This window comes from Pseudaminobacter salicylatoxidans, assembly GCF_003148475.1.
Lineage (GTDB): Bacteria > Pseudomonadota > Alphaproteobacteria > Rhizobiales > Rhizobiaceae > Pseudaminobacter > Pseudaminobacter salicylatoxidans.
Window position 1 is genome coordinate 563,842 of the sequence record NZ_QGGG01000001.1, and the last position, 18,386, is coordinate 582,227.

General features: G+C 62.3%; 17 protein-coding genes. 14 read left to right on the plus strand and 3 right to left on the minus strand.

Annotated elements, in window-relative coordinates:
* Nucleotides 1–4 precede the first annotated feature (4 nt).
* Together C7441_RS02500 and C7441_RS02505 are read left to right on the plus strand one after the other, a co-directional pair.
* Nucleotides 5–448 (plus strand): GNAT family N-acetyltransferase, encoded by a 444-nt coding sequence (locus C7441_RS02500; RefSeq protein ID WP_109611558.1) that lies wholly within the window; start codon nucleotides 5–7, stop codon nucleotides 446–448.
* A gap of 21 nt (nucleotides 449–469) precedes the next feature.
* The gene (locus tag C7441_RS02505; RefSeq protein WP_109611559.1) at nucleotides 470–1,492 is read left to right on the plus strand and encodes a histone deacetylase family protein; all 1,023 of its coding nucleotides are present in this window, start codon (nucleotides 470–472) and stop codon (nucleotides 1,490–1,492) included.
* 61 nt (nucleotides 1,493–1,553) lie between these two features.
* On the opposite strand, the gene C7441_RS02510 is transcribed toward C7441_RS02505, so the two are convergent.
* Nucleotides 1,554–2,915, minus strand: a complete 1,362-nt coding sequence (locus C7441_RS02510; protein ID WP_109611560.1) for an esterase-like activity of phytase family protein — start codon at nucleotides 2,913–2,915, stop codon at nucleotides 1,554–1,556.
* A gap of 207 nt (nucleotides 2,916–3,122) precedes the next feature.
* Between C7441_RS02510 and C7441_RS02515 the strand changes: the two genes are divergently transcribed.
* The 9 genes from C7441_RS02515 to C7441_RS02555 all read left to right on the plus strand — a co-directional run bounded on the left by C7441_RS02515 (nucleotide 3,123) and on the right by C7441_RS02555 (nucleotide 12,584).
* Nucleotides 3,123–3,929 (plus strand): UDP-2,3-diacylglucosamine diphosphatase, encoded by an 807-nt coding sequence (locus tag C7441_RS02515; RefSeq protein WP_109611561.1) that lies wholly within the window; start codon nucleotides 3,123–3,125, stop codon nucleotides 3,927–3,929.
* An 11-nt stretch (nucleotides 3,930–3,940) separates the two neighbouring features.
* Nucleotides 3,941–4,948, plus strand: a complete 1,008-nt coding sequence (locus C7441_RS02520; protein ID WP_109611624.1) for a glycosyltransferase family 4 protein — start codon at nucleotides 3,941–3,943, stop codon at nucleotides 4,946–4,948.
* A gap of 4 nt (nucleotides 4,949–4,952) precedes the next feature.
* Complete coding sequence (locus C7441_RS02525) at nucleotides 4,953–6,197, plus strand: BtaA family protein (RefSeq protein ID WP_109611562.1); 1,245 nt, start codon at nucleotides 4,953–4,955, stop codon at nucleotides 6,195–6,197.
* Nucleotides 6,198–6,202: 5 nt separating this feature from the next.
* Nucleotides 6,203–6,862, plus strand: coding sequence for a class I SAM-dependent methyltransferase (locus C7441_RS02530; RefSeq protein WP_109611563.1), 660 nt, complete (start codon nucleotides 6,203–6,205; stop codon nucleotides 6,860–6,862).
* Nucleotides 6,863–6,903: 41 nt separating this feature from the next.
* Complete coding sequence (locus C7441_RS02535; protein ID WP_109611564.1) at nucleotides 6,904–8,280, plus strand: UDP-glucose dehydrogenase family protein; 1,377 nt, start codon at nucleotides 6,904–6,906, stop codon at nucleotides 8,278–8,280.
* Nucleotides 8,281–8,391: 111 nt separating this feature from the next.
* Nucleotides 8,392–10,143: an alkaline phosphatase gene (locus C7441_RS02540; protein ID WP_109611565.1), complete on the plus strand. Its 1,752-nt coding sequence runs from the start codon at nucleotides 8,392–8,394 to the stop codon at nucleotides 10,141–10,143.
* A gap of 69 nt (nucleotides 10,144–10,212) precedes the next feature.
* A complete protein-coding gene (locus C7441_RS02545; RefSeq protein WP_109611566.1) occupies nucleotides 10,213–10,671 on the plus strand; it encodes a hypothetical protein in 459 nt (152 codons plus the stop codon).
* A 2-nt stretch (nucleotides 10,672–10,673) separates the two neighbouring features.
* Nucleotides 10,674–11,339 carry an ABC transporter ATP-binding protein gene (locus C7441_RS02550; RefSeq protein ID WP_109611567.1) on the plus strand — a complete coding sequence of 222 codons (666 nt, stop codon included), beginning with the start codon at nucleotides 10,674–10,676 and terminating at the stop codon, nucleotides 11,337–11,339.
* 12 nt (nucleotides 11,340–11,351) lie between these two features.
* Nucleotides 11,352–12,584 (plus strand): ABC transporter permease, encoded by a 1,233-nt coding sequence (locus C7441_RS02555; protein ID WP_109611568.1) that lies wholly within the window; start codon nucleotides 11,352–11,354, stop codon nucleotides 12,582–12,584.
* Nucleotides 12,585–12,615: 31 nt separating this feature from the next.
* Here C7441_RS02555 and C7441_RS02560 read toward each other — a convergent pair whose 3' ends face one another.
* Nucleotides 12,616–14,013, minus strand: coding sequence for an amidohydrolase (locus C7441_RS02560; protein WP_244916042.1), 1,398 nt, complete (start codon nucleotides 14,011–14,013; stop codon nucleotides 12,616–12,618).
* A gap of 573 nt (nucleotides 14,014–14,586) precedes the next feature.
* On the opposite strand from C7441_RS02560, the gene C7441_RS02565 reads away from it, so the two are divergent.
* Both C7441_RS02565 and C7441_RS02570 read left to right on the plus strand, forming a co-directional pair.
* A complete protein-coding gene (locus tag C7441_RS02565) occupies nucleotides 14,587–15,714 on the plus strand; it encodes an LLM class flavin-dependent oxidoreductase (protein WP_109611570.1) in 1,128 nt (375 codons plus the stop codon).
* 67 nt (nucleotides 15,715–15,781) lie between these two features.
* Nucleotides 15,782–16,471: an FMN reductase gene (locus tag C7441_RS02570; protein WP_109611571.1), complete on the plus strand. Its 690-nt coding sequence runs from the start codon at nucleotides 15,782–15,784 to the stop codon at nucleotides 16,469–16,471.
* A gap of 141 nt (nucleotides 16,472–16,612) precedes the next feature.
* On the opposite strand, the gene C7441_RS02575 is transcribed toward C7441_RS02570, so the two are convergent.
* Entirely contained in the window at nucleotides 16,613–17,050 is a 438-nt protein-coding gene (locus tag C7441_RS02575) for a YqaA family protein (protein ID WP_109611572.1), read from the minus strand.
* 401 nt (nucleotides 17,051–17,451) lie between these two features.
* On the opposite strand from C7441_RS02575, the gene C7441_RS02580 reads away from it, so the two are divergent.
* Nucleotides 17,452–18,189 (plus strand): class I SAM-dependent methyltransferase, encoded by a 738-nt coding sequence (locus C7441_RS02580; protein WP_109611625.1) that lies wholly within the window; start codon nucleotides 17,452–17,454, stop codon nucleotides 18,187–18,189.
* Nucleotides 18,190–18,386 lie beyond the last annotated feature (197 nt).

The window sequence follows — 18,386 nt, forward strand, 5'->3', positions numbered from 1 at the left end:
GACAATGCATGAAGCGATCCTGCAACTCGGACGCTTCACCGGTCTGGAAGCCAAGATCGCAAGCACGGTCGAGGATTTCCGCCGTTTCGGCTTCGGGACTGATGCTGCCTTTTCAAGCCTGATCGCGGAAGTCGACGGCGAGTTCGCAGGGCTGTGCCTGTTCTTCCCGATCTTCTCGACCTGGCTCGGGCGGCCCGGCGTCTATGTGCAGGATTTGTATGTCGACGAGCGGTTTCGCGGCCGCAGGATCGGCGAGCGTCTGCTGCGTGAGGTGGCCGGGTGGTCGCATCAGCGCGGCGGCGTCTATCTCAGGCTCGCCGTCGATGTCGACAACGTCTCCGCGCAAGGCTTCTACGAGAGGCTCGGCATCGGCTGGCTCGACAGCGACCGCGACCACGGCGCCTACGGTGAGGCCTTTCTTGCGCTGGCGCGCACCACTACAAATTGAGCCGGAAAATCAGGAGCAGCCATGAAAGCCTTTTACGCTGACGAGCAGAAGCGCCACGACCCCAAGGCCTTTTTGTCCAGCGGGTCGCCAAAACCCAATCCGGAACAGCCGGAGCGGGTGGAGCGGTTGCTTGCCGGGGCGCGTGCCGCAGGCTGCGAGATCGTGCGGCCGGGCGAGCATGGGCTGGGGCCGATAGCTGCGGTTCATACGCCTGAATATCTCGATTTCCTCGAGCGCATCTACGACCGCTGGCAGCGCATCGAAGGCGCGTCGCAAGAGGTCATCCCCAACATCCATCCCATAGCGCGTGGCGGCAGTTACCCGGCGTCCGCCGTGGGTCAGGCCGGCTACCACATGGCCGACACGTCGTGCCCGATCTCGGCCGAAACCTGGGAAAGCTCGCTGTGGAGCGCCTGGAGCGCGGTCGAGGCGGCTGAGGCCGTGCTGTCGGGCGAACCGGCCGCCTATGCGCTCTGCCGCCCGCCCGGCCATCACGCATTCGCCGATGTCGCCGGCGGTTTCTGCTTCATCAACAATTCGGCGGTCGCCGCGCAGCGCCTGCGCAGCCGGGCGGCGCGGGTGGCCATCCTCGATGTCGACCTGCACCACGGCAACGGCACACAGGGCATCTTCTATGCCCGCCCCGATGTGCTGACCGTGTCGATCCATGCCGACCCGATCCGCTTCTATCCCTTCTTCTGGGGTCATGCCGACGAGCGCGGCGAAGGTCCGGGGCTCGGCTACAATCTCAACCTGCCGCTGGAGCGCAAATCGGGCGACGTGGAGTTTCTCGCCGCACTGGACAAGGGCTTGCAGCGCATCCGCGCCTTTGCACCGGAAGTGCTGGTGGTGGCGCTGGGCCTCGACGCTTTCGAGGGCGATCCCTTCGGCGGCCTGTCGGTCACGACGCCGGGCTTTGCCCGAATTGCCGAGGCGATTGCGAGGCTGCGCCTGCCTACCGTCATCGTGCAGGAGGGTGGCTATCTGTGCGACGAACTGTCGGACAACCTGACGTCATTCCTCACCGGTTTCGGCGCGCGTTGATCTCGGGGGCCAGCCCGGTACGGCGGCCGCCTGTATCCCTACAAACGGCCGCAGTTGATTTTTAGCGTTGCGCCAGAAAATCACCGACTTCGAGCAGGATGAACTCGTTGTCGGCGGCCTGACCTATCTTGCGGCCAGCGGAGAACGGCAAGTTGTTGTCGTTGGCGACGAGGATGTGGGTGCCGTCGTAGCGCATCACATCCTCGATGGTGAAGAATGGGAAGGTGAACTTGCCCGTCAGGTCGCGCCTGGCGTCGGTTTCGAGGATGGCCTTGCCATCGGGATCGGCAATGTCCATCAGGTCGATATGGGCAATACGGCGGATGAAGCCGTCATCGTCTACCTGTGCGGTATCGACCAGCACGATCTTCTTCACCGTCGCGGGAAGCGGGTAGCAGGCCGACTTGTCGGCAGCATCGTCGGCGCAGGCAAGGCTTGGATCGCCCTCGCCATTGTCGCGCTCGATGACGAGGGCGCGGGTGTCGTCGATGAAGTTGAAGTCGCCGATCGCCTTGGCTCCATCGGACAGGCGGAACTTATAACTGTTGCCGGTCCATTCTCCCTTCCTGGTGTCGAAGGTGATGACGCGCAGGAAGTCGCCCTCCGGCTCGCCGTTCTCGCCGAGGATCGGCTTTTCCAGCATGCCCCACAGAAGATCGGTGCCCGGTTGCAGCGCCATGCCTTCATAGCCGCCCGAACGCTGGACGCGGAAATCCTTTCCGGCCGCGGCCGAAACAACGGTGCCGGGCGTATCCGGCCCCGTGAGCGCCTTGCCGTCGAGCATCGTCTGGTGGACGGAAAGGACACGGCCATCCTCGGTCGCGCGGATGATATAGGGACCGAATTCATCGCCGATCCAGATCTCGCCATTGAGATACTGAATGCTTTCGGGATCGAAATCCGCACCGGTCAGATAGCGGCTTTCGGTGCCCTCATAGGCAATGCGGAACGGCACCTTGCGGTCGGGGTCGCGCAGGAAGACCGAAGCGACGCGCTCCACCTTGCCGGTCGTGAAATCCGGCGTCATCCGATGGAAGAACAGCAGCGCATCAGGACTGTTGACCTTGGCGCCAAACCCGTTGTCCGTCAGTGTGAAGATGCTTCCATCCTCGGCCCGGTTCATGGCAAAGCCGGACATCCCCTGAACGGGCTGGCCGATGAAAGGCAGCGAAATGCCAGTCGGATGGCTGCCATAGGCAGCGCCGACATCGCCCGGCACCGACATGACGTTGTGGTTGCGCTCCTTGCCGGTGAACTTGCCCGACACCCACGCGTCGTGCGGCGCGTCCGCAGGCGGCGTTATCAGCGTCAGCGCCGGCAGAAAGCTGTGACCTGCGAGCTTCGCCGGAAACTTTTCTTCGGCCGAGGCCGAGGACAGGAAGGCGGCAACGGCAGCGGTCGCCAGCAGAACGGTCTTTAGCATTGATAGTATCCTTTATGCAGTGATTGAAGGCTGCCCGCAGCGCATAGCGGCCGCATGTGACAAGGAATTCTCAAATGGATGATGATACGGTGACATGAGCCTGCCGGCGGACGCGCCATGCGGATTCACCGCAAGGGTGTCATAAGCGTGTCACGGGGTGCTGCTGAAAAAGCGTCCATGACCCAGTGGCACCCAGGCGATTCCCGAATGAATGAGCAACCTGCCCGCTACCGGAGCCTGTTCATCTCCGATGTTCATCTGGGCACCAAGGGTGCCCAGGCTGAAGCCCTGCTGGAATTCCTGCACGACCATGACGCCGAGACACTCTATCTCGTCGGCGACATCATCGACGGGTGGCGTCTGCGCTCCTCCTGGTATTGGCCCCAGGCGCATAACGACGTCGTCCAGAAGCTGCTGCGCAAGGTGCGCAAGGGCGCTCGCATCGTCTACGTGCCGGGCAATCACGACGAATTTCTGCGCGAGTTCTGCGGCCTCCATTTCGGCGGCGTGGAGATCAGCGAGACGGCTATCCACGAAGCCGCCGATGGCAAGCGCTATCTCATCATTCACGGCGATATATTCGACATGGTCATACGCCACGCCCGGTGGCTCGCCTTCCTTGGGGACTGGGCCTACGAGATTGCGCTGGCGTTATCGACGCGCATCAACATCGTGCGCCGCAAGCTGGGCTTCACCTATTGGTCGCTGTCAGCCTGGGCAAAGGCCCGGGTGAAGAATGCCGTGAATTTTATCGGCCACTTTGAAGAGACACTTGCAACGGAAGCGAAACGGCACGGCGTCGATGGCGTTATCTGCGGGCACATCCATTCGGCCGCAATGCGCGACTTCGACGATTTTACCTACATCAATACGGGCGATTGGGTTGAAAGCTGCACGGCTGTTGTCGAGCATCAGGACGGCCGCATGGAACTCATCCACTGGCAGGCTTTCAGCCGCGTTCTCAACGCGAACCGTGTGCCGTCGAAGCCGCCATTGTGGCGGCGCGTGGCGTAGGCGTCGCGGCCATGCGTATGCTGATCGTCACCGATGCCTGGCGGCCTCAGGTAAACGGCGTTGTCCATACTCTCGAAAAGCTTGCCGAGACATTGGCCACGACCGGGGTCGATACTGAATTTCTCACGCCGAGCGGCTTTCGCACGCTTCCGTTGCCGACCTATCCCGAAATACGCCTGACGCTCGCCACCCGCCGCATGGTTTCGCGCCGCTTGAACGCGCTCGCGCCGGACAGAATCCATATCGCCACCGAAGGGCCATTGGGCATGTTGGCGCGGCGTGTTTGCCTGGCAAACGGCTGGAGCTTCACCACGAGCTACCATACGCGTTTCCCGGAATTCGTCCGCGCGCGCTTTCCGGTTCCCGAAAGCTGGTGCTATCGCTGGCTGCGGCGTTTCCACAACGCCGGACAGGCAGTGCTTGTCGCCACCCCGTCAATGGGCGAGGAACTGGCTGCTCGCGGTTTCAAGAATATCCGGATGTGGTCGCGCGGGGTGGACACGGAACTGTTCAACCCGGCCCGCCGGCAGGACCTCGGCTTTCCCCGGCCGGTGTTTCTGAATGTCGGCCGGGTTGCCGTGGAGAAAAACCTCCCCGCCTTCCTCGATCTCGACCTGCCCGGCAGCAAGGTGGTGGTCGGCGATGGGCCGGACCTTGCGCGGCTTAAGGCGCGCTACCCGCAAGTTCATTTCCTCGGCGTCCGCAAGGGCGAGGAATTGGCGACCATCTACGCCTCCGCCGATGTCTTCGTGTTCCCAAGCAGGACCGACACCTTCGGCAACGTCATTCTGGAAGCGTTGGCCAGCGGCTGTCCGGTTGCCGCATTTCCGGTGACTGGTCCGCTGGACATTATCGCGGGCCATGAGGAAGGCGTCCTCTCACAGGATCTGCGCGAAGCGGCAATGGCCACTCTCCAACTGTCTCGCGAAGCCGCGAGGAAGAGGGCCCTGGAATTCAGCTGGGTCAATTGCGCCCGGCAGTTCGTCGATTACAGTTTACCCAAACACGGCAGGCGGTAACGAAATGACGCAAACAGCCACTTTCACTGCTGCGGACGCAACCAGCAGGCTTCAAAACGCCGTGCGCCAAAACCCGCTGCTCTCGCGGGCAGGCATGGCGGAGTATGTATTTGCGAGCTTGTTCAGGAAGCTCGTCTATACCCAGATCTGGGAAGACCCGAATGTCGACATGGAGGCGCTGGAGATCGAGCCGGGACAGCGCATCGTCACGATCGCCTCGGGCGGCTGCAACGCACTGTCCTATCTCATCGCCGATCCTGCCCGTATCGAAGCAGTGGATCTCAATCCCGCCCATGTCGCCTTCAATCGCCTGAAGCTTGCGGCACTCTCCGCATTGCCGGATTACGAGACGTTCTATCGCTTCTACGGCAGAGCTGACGACACGATGAATGTCGATGCATACGAGCACTTCATTCGTCCCGTTCTCGACCGTGAAACACGTTCCTACTGGGAAGGGCGAACGCTTTCAGGCCGCCGCCGGATCTCGATGTTCCATCGGCACCTTTATCGTCACGGCCTTCTTGGGCAGTTTATCGGCTGCGGCCATCTCGTGGCGCGTCTCTACGGCATTGATCCGCGACAATTGCTGCAGGCGCGCACTATGGAGGAGCAGCGGCATCTGTTCGAGGAGACCATCGCGCCCCTGTTCGACAAACGGCTGGTGCGATGGTTGACCAGCCGCAAATCGTCACTGTTCGGTCTTGGCATCCCGCCCCGGCAATATGAGGCACTGTCGGGGAACGGAAGCGGCGGCATGGCAACTGTCCTGCGGGAGCGGCTTGAGCGGCTTGCCTGCGAATTCCCGTTTTCGGAAAATTATTTTGCCTGGCAGGCGTTTGGGCGGACCTACAGCGATGGAGAAGATGCATCTCTGCCTCCCTACCTGCTGCGTGGCCATTACGAGACCATACGCGCGCGTGTCGGTCGTATTTCCGTCGAGAACATATCCATCACTGACTTGCTTGCGGAAAAGCCGGACGCCTCGGTGGACCGCTTCGTCCTGCTCGATGCACAGGACTGGATGTCGGACGCCCAGCTGAATGCGCTCTGGCGCGAGATCACACGAACGGCCGCGCCCGGCGCTCGCGCGATCTTCCGCACCGCGGCCGAGGAAAATCTGCTGTTCGGCCGTGTCGATGCTTCACTTCTGCGGCGATGGGATTATCGCGAAGTCGCGTCCAGGGAGTTCCACCGCCGTGATCGTTCCTCGATCTATGGCGGGTTCCACCTGCAGGTTCTCAAGGGCTGAACAGGATGGGCGAAACCGTCGACCATGGCGCGCTGATGGACCGGGTCTACCGCTGGCAACGGCGCTTCGGCTTCTACGATTCAACGCGCAAATACTATCTGCTTGCCCGTGACCCGATGATTGCCGGCTTGCAGCCGCCCAGGGACGCCACAGTATTGGAGATCGGCTGCGGCACGGGGCGCAATCTCGTCGAGGCCGCACGGAAATATCCGGGTGCCCGGTTTCACGGCGTGGATATTTCGCGGGAAATGCTCTCGGCAGCCAGCGCCGCGGTAGCACGCAACAGCCTGGTCGGCAGGGTCCGTCTTGCCCGGGCCGATGCCGCCGGCTTCGACCCGGCCAGGACCTTCGGACATGAAAGCTACGACCGCATCTTCATATCCTACGCGGTGTCGATGATCCCGCAATGGCGAGCCGTGATGTGCGATGCCGCACGCCACCTCGCGCCGGGTGGAGAGCTTCACATCGCGGACTTCGGCGACATGGCGGACCTTCCCGCATGGTCAAAGACCGCGATGTACAAGTGGTTCCACTGGTATCACGTCACGCCTCGTCGGGACCTGTTCGAAGCGGCAACGGAGATCGCGTCCGAACTCGGCGGCACCAGTGACCACCGGCGGCTTCACCGGGGCTTTTCCTGGATCGCGGTTATCAAGCGACCCTGATCGACAAGGGTCGGCACTCCGGCAAGGAAGAGGATCGATCAGTGCATATCACTATCTTCGGAACGGGATATGTAGGACTTGTGACCGGCGCATGCCTTGCCGATGTCGGGCACGACGTCATGTGCATGGACGTCGACCGCGACAAGATCGAGAGCCTCGAACGCGGCGAGCTCCCTATCTACGAGCCGGGCCTGGCAGCCATCGTCCAACGCACCAGTGCCTTGGGAAACCTGCAATTCACCTGCGACCCCTTCAGGGCGGTTGCCCATGGCGCGGTGCAGATCATCGCCGTCGGCACGCCGCCGGACGAAACCGGTGCGGCCGACCTGCAGCATGTGTTGTCGGTGGCCGAGAGTGTGGGGCGCCATATGGCGGCGCCAAAGGTCGTGGTGGTGAAATCGACCGTTCCCGTAGGAACGTGCGACCAGGTCGCCCAACGGATACGGGCCGTCCTTGACCGGCATGGTTCCGATCTCGATTTCGACGTCGCCTCCAACCCGGAATTCCTCAAGGAAGGGGCTGCCGTAACCGACTTTCAGCGACCGGACCGGATCGTCGTGGGCACCATCTCGCCCAGGGTGCGGTCGGTCATGTCCGAGATCTATGAACCCTTCAACCGCAACCATGACCGCCTCCTCTTCATGGATGTGCGGTCCGCCGAACTCACCAAATACGCGGCCAACGCCATGCTGGCGACGCGGATCAGCTTCATCAACGAGGTGGCCGATCTGGCCGAGCATCTCGGAGCGGACATCGAACAGGTCCGTAAGGGGATCGGCAGCGACCCACGCATAGGATATGACTTCATCTATGCCGGTCTCGGCTACGGCGGCAGTTGCTTTCCGAAGGATATTCGCGCGCTGCTCCACACGGCCGGGCAACTGGGCTGCAAGGCGTCTCTCATCGAGGCGGTCGAGGATATCAACCAGCGCCAGAAATCCCGATTTGTCGCCAAGATCACCAGTCACTATGGCGGGGCGCACAAGCTTCGGGGCAAAACCTTTGCCGTTTGGGGCTTGTCTTTCAAGCCCAATACCGACGACATCCGCGAAGCACCCGCGCGGGCGATAATCGAGGCGCTTTGGAACGCCGGTGCGACGGTGAGGCTGTTCGATCCGGTCGCCCATGCCGCCGCAATCCGCCTCTATGGTGGCCGATCCGATCTGGTGATCGCGCCGGACAAATATGCCGCGCTGGATGGCGCCGACGCTCTTGTACTGTGTACGGAATGGCGCGAATTCCGAGCCCCGGACTTCCGTGAGATGGGGTCGCGCATGTCTTCGCGAACCATCTTTGACGGACGCAATCTCTACGTCCCGGAGCGATTGAGGGGCGAGGGATGGACCTATTACAGCATAGGCCGTCCAGCGGTGTCAGGCGCATCGGACTGGTCGCTCCCGATCGCGATGAGCGCCTGACAGACCCAGCAATCGATCTTCATCAATGGAGCAGGCTTCGGAGCAACTGTCACACAGGCGTTATAGGCCTGTTCTAAGCGGGACGTATCTCAATCGCATGGAGAAGCAGAGATGCGAAAATTGCTCGCTACATTGATCACGTCGACGGTCCTGTTTTCACCGGTTGTGGCCTCTGCCGCCACTGTCTTCCCGCTCGATCGCGCGACGATTCTCGTTTCTTCACCCTTCGATGTGAAGGTCGAGTTCGACGGCGTTGTCGCCGAAGGCGATGTAAGCGTGACGGTGAACGGCCAGCCTGCCGCCGAAGTGCTCGGCAAGTCCTTCACCTTCATCGAAAAGGAAGATGGCGTTGACGCATCGGCCGTGCGCATCAACGAGGTGACGCTCCCCTCCCCCGGCACTTACACCGTCGTGGCCAAGGCCGGCAGCGAGGAAAAGACCGTGACCTGGGAAGTCTACGGCACGCCCGAGGCACCGGTTGCAAAGAACGTGATCTTCCTGGTCGCCGATGGTCTGTCGGTCGCGCACCGCACCGCCGCGCGCATCATGTCAAAGGGCATGAGCGAGGGGAAGGCAAATGGCCGCCTGAACATGGACGACCTCGACTACGCCGCCTTTATCGGCACGTCCTCGACGGAATCGGTCGCCACCGACAGCGCCAACACCATGTCGGCCTATATGACCGGTCACAAGACGGCCGTGAACGCGCTCGGCGTCTATGCCGATCGCACCGCGGACCCGATGGACGATCCCAAGGTCGAAACGCTGGCCGAGGCGCTCCGCCGCCAGACCGGCAAGTCGGTCGGCGTCGTCACCACCTCCGAATTGCAGGACGCAACACCGGCAGCGGTGTTTGCCCATACACGCCGCCGCGCCGAGAAGGCCGAGATCAACAACCACATCTTCGACCTGAAGCCGGAGGTGATGCTGGGCGGCGGCTCGGCCTATTTCCTGCCGCAGACCCAACCGGGCTCCAAGCGCAAGGACGATGTCGACCACATCACGCTCTACAAGGAAGCAGGCTATACGCTGGCAACCTCGAAAAGCGAGCTTGAGACGGCGGCCGGCACCAATACCGGCAAGCTTCTGGGTCTCTTCCACACCGGCAATATGGACACGACCCTCGACCGCGAATTCCTCAAGAAAGGCACTGTCGACAAATTCCCCGAACAGCCGGGGCTGGTCCAGATGACGCAGACCGCGCTCGATGTCCTGTCGCGCAACGACGAAGGTTTCGTCCTCATCGTCGAGGCCGCCAATGTCGACAAGATGTCCCATCCGCTGGATTGGGACCGCGCCGTGGTCGACACCATCGAGTTCGACAAGGCCATCGGCCTGGCGCGCGAATTCGCCGCCAAGAACCCGGATACGCTTATCGTCGCCACCGGCGACCATACCCATGGCGTGTCGATCGTCGGCACGGTTAACGACGAGAAGGACGCCGACAGCATGCGCGAGAAGGTCGGCACCTATGCCGAGGCCGGCTTCCCCAACTATGAGGACAAGAACGGAGACGGCTACCCCGACCGTATCGATGTCTCCCGGCGTCTGTTCCTGGCCGCCAATAACGGCCCCGACCATTACGAGACGTTCCGTCCGAAACTCGATGGCCCGTTCGTGCCGGCAATCCGAAACGAGGATGGAAAATATGTCGCCAACGAGGCTTACAAGGACGTGCCCGGCGCCGTGTTCGTCCAGGGCAACATTCCGACCAGCGGCGACACCGGCGTCCATGCGGTCGATGACGTCGTGCTTCAGGCCAGCGGCCCCGGCGCCGAGAAGTTCAAAGGCTATATGGAGCAGAGCGACGTCTATCGCGTGATTGCCGAAGCGCTCGCGCTCGGCGCGAAACAGACGCAGTAAGAACACCCTGTTCAGGCGAAGGCCCCTGCAAAGCCCTGGGCCTTCGCCGAATCCATGTAGGAAGCCGCGATGCCAGCCTTGTGTTTCGATCGTCGCCGGATGCTTGCCATGCTGGGCGCAACGGCAATGTCCTTCCAGGCGGGTCAAACCTCCGCAGCCGACAACACCATCGCTTTCGGCCAGCTCTATGCCAGTTTCGGCGTGCTTGGGCTGACCTTTTCCGACAAGGTGAAAGAGCTCAGTGGCAAGGCCGTATCGATGCGCGGGTTCATGGCGCCGCCGCTCAAGGCGGAGGCTAATTTCTTCGTGTTGACCGAGATACCATTGTCGTTGTGCCCATTCTGCTCGTCGGATGCAGACTGGCCGGATGACATCGTGGTCATCTATCTCGACCGGGCACAGACCTTCGAGCAGGCCAACGGTCTGATCGAAGTTCGCGGCAGGCTCGAAGTCGGCTCCTGGACCGATCCGGAATCGGGTTTCGTCAGTCTGCTGCGCATTGTCGAAGCAGGCTTTCACCGCGTGTAGCCATGCTTTCGCTTGCCGTCCACAAGCTGGAGATTCGATATCCCGGCCTGCCCGCTCCGGCTCTCGATATCCCTGCGCTGTTCATCGAGCCTGGCACCCATATCGCGCTGACCGGACCCTCCGGCGCGGGCAAGACCACATTCATCAACATCGCTGTCGGCATGGAACGCGTCCGCTCCGGCAAGGTGGAGTGGGACGGCGAGAACCTCGCCGCGATGTCCGAGGGCAGGCGCGACCGCTGGCGCGCGCGCAATGCCGGCCTCGTCATGCAGGACTTCCATCTGTTTCCCGGCCTGTCCGCACTTGGCAACGTACTCCTGCCGCAACGCCTGTCACGTTTCCGGCTGCCCGGCGATATGCGCTCGCGGGCGCTCGACATGCTTGCGCGCGTGGGCATCGACCGCGCGGACCAGCCGGTGGAAACCATGTCGCGCGGCCAGATGCAACGGGTCGCCGTCGCCCGCGCGTTGGTCGGCCGGCCCGGCGTCATCATCGCCGATGAACCGACCGCCAGCCTCGATGCCGGTTCGGGCGAAGCCGTCGCGAGCCTGCTGCTCGACCTCGCGCGCGAAACGAAAGCCACGCTGATCGTGGCAACGCATGACGCACGGCTGACAGGCCGGCTCGACCGCATCCTGCAGCTTGAAAACGGCTGGGTAAGGGGCTGACGGAGACGCATCGTGTTTCATTTCATCCTTGCCGATCTCGTCCGCAACCGCATTGGCGTCGTCGTTCTCATCATCCTCGTGGCGCTGGCGACCGCTTTGGGTGTCACCGTCACGCTGCAGGAGCGCGCGCTGAGGCTCGGCAGCGCGCGGGCGGCCGCTCCATTTGATCTGGTGATCGGCGCACCCGGCAGCGAAACCCAGCTCGTCCTTTCTTCCGTCTTTCTCCAGCCGGCACCGCTGCCGCTAGTGTCACCGGAGGTACTTGCCGGATTGCGTGCCGATCCGCGCGTCGAGGCGGCGGTTCCAGTCGGCTTCGGAGATTTCGTCGAAAGCAACCCGATCATCGGCACCACGGCGGATGCCGTCGCCATGTTCGGCGGGCTCACCGAAGGAACCGCCTTCGATCATCTCGGTGATGCGGTGGCGGGCGCGGAGGTGAAGCGCGCCGTCGGCTCCACCTTCCGCCCGTTTCATGGAAACGCCGGCGATGTGGGCGAAGTGCATGCGGAAGTCCAATACCGGATCGTCGGTCGGCTCGCGCGCACCGGAACACCGTGGGACCGCGCAATCCTCGTGCCGATCCAGGCGGTCTGGGATACCCATGCGGCCCATCACCATGATGCCGACGAAGCGGCCGCGCACCAACACGGCCATGAGGACGATTTTGCCGCGCAGCCCGTCGACAACGCGGTGCTGGACGGAGATGCCAATCCCGGTGTCCCGGCGATCGTCATCAAACCGAAAAGTATTTCCGACGCCTACAATCTGCGTCAGCAATATCGTGGCGACACCACGCTCGCGGTCTTCCCCGGCGAGGTCCTGACCCGGCTGTACGGGACGCTTGGGGATGCACGGCGTGTGCTTTCGCTTGTCGCGACCGGGGCCCAGGCGCTGGTCGCGGCCGCGATCCTCATGGTCATCGCCACGCATGTGCTGCAACGCCGGCGCCAGATCGGGGCACTGCGTGCCTTCGGCGCTCCGCGTGCAGTGGTATTGTCCATCGTCTGGCTGGAGACGTTTGCCTTGCTGGCTGTCGGGCTGCTCACAGGCTTTGCCATCGGCTATGGCGCAACCCATGCCCTTTCACAGCGGCTCGGTGAGGCCAGCGGAGTTGCCATGCCAGTCGAGCTCAACGTGAGCGATGCATGGATGCTCACCGCGTTCCTGATCGCGGCGGCTCTCGTCACTTTCCTGCCGGCCCTCATCGCCTACCGGCAAACGCCCGCGCAAGCCCTTCGCTCATAAGAGCCGCGTTGAACGACCGGGAAATCCCCTCCTAAGGCCGGGCTTTCAAAATCTCATCGGCCTTGACGAATTCGACGCCGAGTTCATCGCTTCCGTCGCGCAGCAGCAGATGAGGCGGTATCCCGTCCGGGCGCAGCCTGCTCTCGGCCAACGGCGAGACATAGGGCCGTCCTGCCTTGCGACGCTCGAAATCGGCCCGCGCGGCCTTGCGCAGATCCGGATCGGTCATGAGATCGTAGCCGACACCCGCCATGACGATGGCCGAATAGATCGAGCCCTTGTCGCCAATGGTCATGCCGCCGCAGGCTGTTACCGGCCAGGTATGGAGCCCCACCCCGATCGGCATGGTTGCCAGTGCGAATAGCGCGGTCGGCGTGTTGTAGCTGACATCGCCGACATCGGTTCCACCGCCGGTGGTTATTTCAGGCAGAATTGGCATGATGTTCGGCATAAGACCGGCTTCGGCCAGGCCCATTTCACGCTGGCACGCCTTGGCGAAGCCCTGCTCCTCCTCGGTCCACTCCAGAGGCAGCGCGGACATGTGGGCATGGATCTGGTTCACCAGCGTTTCGTTCGGCAAAAGATCGTGCAGCCCGAAGAAGTGGTCGATAGCGACCTCCGTTTGGGTGGAAGTGGCTGACCCCCGAGCAACATCCTTGACCCATTCGGTGACGGTGTTCACCTCGTCACGATCCTGATCGCGGATCATGATGAAGATCTCGGCGGTATCGGGGATCACATTGGGGGCCCCGCCCCCATCCGTGTAAACATAATGCAGACGCGTCGTGGGCTTGAGATGCTCACGCATGAACTGGACACCGGTGCCGAAAAGTTCCGCCCCCTTGAGCGCGCTGCGGCCCTCCCACGGGTCGACACCGGCATGTGCGGTACGCCCCTTGTAGCGCACACGCAGCATGTCGGCGGCAGCGGTGCGCAGCAAGCCGGTAGCGTTCATCGGGCCTGGATGCCAGGCCAGGCAGGCATCGAGATCGTTGAACAATCCGTCGCGGGCCATATAGACTTTTGCGCCCTCGGTTTCCTCGGCAGCGCAGCCATAAACGCGAATTGTGCCCGGATGACCGCCGTCGATCATCATCTTCTTCAGCGCGAAGGCCGCTCCCGTACAGCCTGCACCCAGCATGTTGTGGCCGCAGCCATGGCCAACCTCGACTCCGCCCGGACCCGGTGTCTGGCGCGGCTCTGCTGCGTTTCCCAATCCGGGCAGCGCGTCATATTCCGGCAGGAAGCCGATCTTGGGGCCGCCTTCACCCTGCGTCCATTCGGCTATGAAGGCCGTGGGTATGCCAGAGGTTCCGGTGCTGACGATTGTGAACCCTGCTTCACGCAATTCCCGCAGGTGGATTTCGGATGAGATCTCTTCGTGCAGAGACAGTTCGGGATTGTTCCAGACCTCATGGGAGATGCGCAAGATCGCGTCACGGACAGCCTCAACGGCTTCACGCGCGGCTTGAGCGGAACCTGGGGCAGCCTTGCTTTCTGCCGAGGCCGGGCTTGATGCCAGCATCCATGCGACTGTAGACGCCAATGACCCGACAAGCAGAGATCGGCGGGACGTTTCGAAGATGTTCTCAAAACTATCGTCCATCATGGCAAACCTCCCAATAAAATTGTCAGAAAATCCGGTCGAACTGTCGATTCAGGTCGCGTCAACTATGCGGCCATCCGCAGAAGAATGATGATCGGCCTATTCAGACACGCTCCGGATGCTGTCGTCAACGACAAGTGACCGGCCCCCGCTCCTTGCCGGACAGACAAGGGCCTGTGCGGCCATCCGATAGGAACCCGCGACAGGCTGATACCGAGCCCGGTGACGTGCGGTTGCGTCGCGCACGGGTTCAGCCCGCGATGAAGCGGGCATTGACTGACCGTTCACCGGACAACACCTGAAAGTCCGACGGAATTTCCCCTAATTGAGATCCACGGAACTGTCCGGGCCGCAGCCATTTGCGCAGTGTTGCCCGACAAATGTAGGAAAAGAGCAATGCAATTCGGAATATTCAGTGTCGGTGATGTTACCATCGATCCCGTCACCGGACGCATGCCCAGCGAGTCCGAGCGCCTGAAGGCGATGATGAAATACGCACTCAAGGCCGAGGAGGTCGGTCTCGACGTCTTCGCCACCGGCGAGCATCACAATCCGCCCTTTGTGCCGTCATCGCCCACCACCATGCTGGGCTGGATCGCGGCGCGGACCGAGCGGCTGCAATTGTCTACGGCGACAACGCTGATCACCACCAACGACCCCGTGAAAATCGCGGAAGATTTCTCGGTTCTGCAGCATCTGGCTGATGGCCGGGTCGACCTCATGATGGGGCGTGGCAACACCGGGCCGGTCTATCCGTGGTTCGGCAAGGACATCCGCAAGGGTCTCCCGCTCGCGGTCGAGAACTACCATCTGCTGCGTCGGCTCTGGCGCGAAAAGGTGGTGGACTGGGAGGGCCAGTTTCGCACGCCGTTGCGCGGCTTCACGCTGGCACCGGCGCCGCTCGACGACACGCCACCCTTCGTCTGGCACGGTTCGATCCGCAGTCCCGAAATCGCCGAGCAGGCCGCGTTCTATGGCGACGGCTTCTTCCACAACCACATCTTCTGGAACAAGGAACATACCCAGCAGATGGTGGAACTGTACCGGTCGCGCTTCGAGCATTATGGGCACGGCACTGCGGATCAGGCGATTGTGGGTCTCGGCGGTCAGGTCTTCATGCGCAGGAACAGTCAGGATGCGGTGCGCGAGTTCCGGCCCTATTTCGACAATGCACCTGTCTACGGCCACGGGCCCTCGCTGGAGGAGTTCACGCAGATGACGCCGCTGACGGTTGGCTCGCCCGAACAGGTCATCGAGCGCACGCTCGGCTTTGCCGACTATGCCGGCCACTACCAGCGTCAGTTGTTCCTGGTAGATCATGCTGGCCTGCCGGAGGATGTGGTGCTGGAGCAGATCGAGATCCTGGGCACCGAGGTCGTGCCGGTGCTGCGCCGCGAGTTCGAGGCGCGTCGCCCGTCGCATGTTCCAAGCGATCCGCCGGGCCACGCGGCGCTCGCGGCACAGGGGCCGAACTCCAGGCACCGGCAGGTGATGCCGGCCGCCAATCTCGACGCGGTTGCCTGAGCCCATCCGCAAAACGGCTCCGCCCCATGAGGGACGGGGCACCCTTCTTCCCGAAAGGTATGATCAGATGTCGCGTCGTATCGTAATCCTCAGTGCCGGCTTGTCCCAACCGTCCACGACACGGCTGCTTGCCGACCGCATCGGCCAGGCCGTCCAGGCGCAGATCACCGGGCGCGGCGAGAGCGCGGAGGTGGAAGTGGTCGAGCTGAAGGATCTCGCCATTGACCTCGCAACCGCCATGACCACCGGCGGTATGCCTACCCCCAGATTAGCCAGGGTCCGGGAAACCGTCAGCGCGGCTGACGGGATCGTTGCCGTCTCGCCGGTTTTCACGGCCAGCTACAGCGGGCTGTTCAAGATGTTTTTCGACGTGCTCGACCCGGAGGCGCTGAACGGAATGCCGGTCATCATTGCGGCAACGGCGGGTACGCCGCGGCATTCACTCGTTCTGGACCATGCAATCCGGCCCCTGTTCACCTATCTGCGCGCGGTGGTCGTGCCGACCGGCGTTTTCGCCGCGACCGAAGATTTTGGCGATGGCGAAGCCGGAAGAACGCTGACGAGCAGAATCCATCGGGCGGCGGCCGAATTCGCCACGCTGGTGCTTGCCGAAAAGACCGGGGTCGAAGGATTTGCGCCAATCGCGGACGTCAAAAAACGCGTATCAGGCATTCAGATCGATCGGGCCGTCACCCCGTTCATGGACATGCTGCAAGAGCATGTCAAACATCGCGATCCGGGACGCGGCCAGCAATAGACGACAGATCGAGCCGACAAGGCCCGTTCAGTTGTCGGCCGGAATGCGATGAACTTTCCCTGGATTGTCATGTCTTTCCAGGCTTTTGTTCCTGGATCATGATCTTGTCCGCAAAGTCTGCAACGTTTCGGGATCGAACACTTAGATCATGCTGAGTGCAGCACCCGCAACAACCAGATAGCGCGCGATCTTGGCGACGGCGACGATCGCAACGAAGCTCCACAAAGGCTCGCGCATGACGCCGGCCACGAGCGTAAGCGGGTCTCCGACCACGGGGACCCAACTGAGCAACAGGCTCCATCGCCCATATCGGCGATACCATCGCGTGGCTCGCCCGAGCTTTGCGGGATTCACCGGGAACCATCTACGGCCGCTGACCCCATGGAGGCCTCGGCCGATAAACCAGTTCAGAACGGAACCCAGGACGTTGCCCAGCCCCGCAACCGCGATCAGGACCGGGATCGGCAAGGCTCCGCCGACGATCAGCGCCGCAAGTGCTGCTTCCGACTGCATGGGCAGGATTGTCGCGGCGGCGAAGGATGCCGCAAACAGCCCGACATAGGCCGCCAGTTCGCTCATGTTCCCTCCCCGGCTCCGGTCGGCACTTGGCACGTGTTGCGGCAGGGGTCAACGGCTGCCTTCGCAGGCACCGCAAGTTTCACGCATCAGCCGGGTGCACGAGAAATCCGGCTGCGAGGACACATAAGAAATGCGGAAGAATGGCGATCCACCGGGGCAAGCTGCCTCCTGCACGCCGTCGGCGCAAGCTTGACATCCGCGCCCGGCATGCGAATATTTTGGCCATGGTCGAGAAGGACACCCATATTGTTGCCCGGTTGGCCGGCATCCCTTTGGCGGGGTGCCGGGACGACGACCACGCAAACTGACCACGCGGATCGCCAGTCTTGGCCTCGCCCTTCGCGGACGAGGTCTTTCGGCGTGGGAATGTGCCTCGTCCTCCACTTATCCTGGAGATGAACATGGCACAGAACATTTACGATAATCCCGACTTCTTCGCTGGCTACAGCCAGTTACCCCGGCAGATCGACGGGCTGGACGGCGCACCCGAATGGCCTGCGATCCGGGCCATGCTGCCCGTGCTGGAAGACAAGCGCGTGGTCGATCTGGGCTGCGGCTTCGGCTGGGCCTCGCGCTGGATGCGAGAACAGGGGGCGGCTTCCGTGCTTGGCCTCGATCTGTCGCAAAACATGGTTGCCCGAGCCAGAGCCGATACGGCAGACCCGGCCATCGAATACCGGATCGCCGATCTCGAAACGCTGGAACTGCCCGAAGCCGCCTTCGACCTCGTCTACAGCGCGCTCACTTTTCACTATGTCGAGGATTTTCCGCGCCTCGTCGGCATGATCCACAAGGCGCTCGTTTCCGGCGGCGACCTGGTCTTCACGATCGAGCATCCGATCTTCATGGCGGCGGCGCATCCCAAGTGGATCGTCGATGAAGACGGCCGCCAGACATGGCCAGTCAATGGCTATTCGTGCGAGGGCAGGCGGAATACCGATTGGTTCGTCAACGGTGTGGTGAAGTATCATCGCACGCTCGGCACGACGCTCAACGCGCTGATCAACACAGGCTTCGATCTGCGCCGCGTCGAGGAGTTTGCACCGACGCCGGATCAGATCGACCGGATGCCTCAACTGGCCGAAGAGATGGAACGGCCCATGATGCTCCTGATCGCGGCGCACAAACCGGAAACATAGAGCCCGACCGGAAAATCGGGCTCAAATAGCTGGGAGCCTGATTTTTCTTAGCCGCATTTGTGCGAAGCCAGACGATTCCGTCTGGCTGCAAAGCGCCCTAGCGCGGTTCACGGCTTGATTGAATCGTCAGGATTCCCTGTTTGCTGATTTTGTGATTCAAGATGGTGGCTGGAATGGAGGCCAGCATCTGATGATCG

Coding starts and splice junctions, on each gene's coding strand:
- C7441_RS02500 (WP_109611558.1), top strand. CDS start 5: ATGCATGAAGCGATCCTGCAACTCGGACGCTTCACCGGTCTGGAAGCC.
- C7441_RS02505 (WP_109611559.1), top strand. CDS start 470: ATGAAAGCCTTTTACGCTGACGAGCAGAAGCGCCACGACCCCAAGGCC.
- C7441_RS02510 (WP_109611560.1), bottom strand. CDS start 2,915: ATGCTAAAGACCGTTCTGCTGGCGACCGCTGCCGTTGCCGCCTTCCTG.
- C7441_RS02515 (WP_109611561.1), top strand. CDS start 3,123: ATGAATGAGCAACCTGCCCGCTACCGGAGCCTGTTCATCTCCGATGTT.
- C7441_RS02520 (WP_109611624.1), top strand. CDS start 3,941: ATGCGTATGCTGATCGTCACCGATGCCTGGCGGCCTCAGGTAAACGGC.
- C7441_RS02525 (WP_109611562.1), top strand. CDS start 4,953: ATGACGCAAACAGCCACTTTCACTGCTGCGGACGCAACCAGCAGGCTT.
- C7441_RS02530 (WP_109611563.1), top strand. CDS start 6,203: ATGGGCGAAACCGTCGACCATGGCGCGCTGATGGACCGGGTCTACCGC.
- C7441_RS02540 (WP_109611565.1), top strand. CDS start 8,392: ATGCGAAAATTGCTCGCTACATTGATCACGTCGACGGTCCTGTTTTCA.
- C7441_RS02545 (WP_109611566.1), top strand. CDS start 10,213: ATGCCAGCCTTGTGTTTCGATCGTCGCCGGATGCTTGCCATGCTGGGC.
- C7441_RS02550 (WP_109611567.1), top strand. CDS start 10,674: ATGCTTTCGCTTGCCGTCCACAAGCTGGAGATTCGATATCCCGGCCTG.
- C7441_RS02565 (WP_109611570.1), top strand. CDS start 14,587: ATGCAATTCGGAATATTCAGTGTCGGTGATGTTACCATCGATCCCGTC.
- C7441_RS02570 (WP_109611571.1), top strand. CDS start 15,782: ATGTCGCGTCGTATCGTAATCCTCAGTGCCGGCTTGTCCCAACCGTCC.
- C7441_RS02575 (WP_109611572.1), bottom strand. CDS start 17,050: ATGAGCGAACTGGCGGCCTATGTCGGGCTGTTTGCGGCATCCTTCGCC.
- C7441_RS02580 (WP_109611625.1), top strand. CDS start 17,452: ATGGCACAGAACATTTACGATAATCCCGACTTCTTCGCTGGCTACAGC.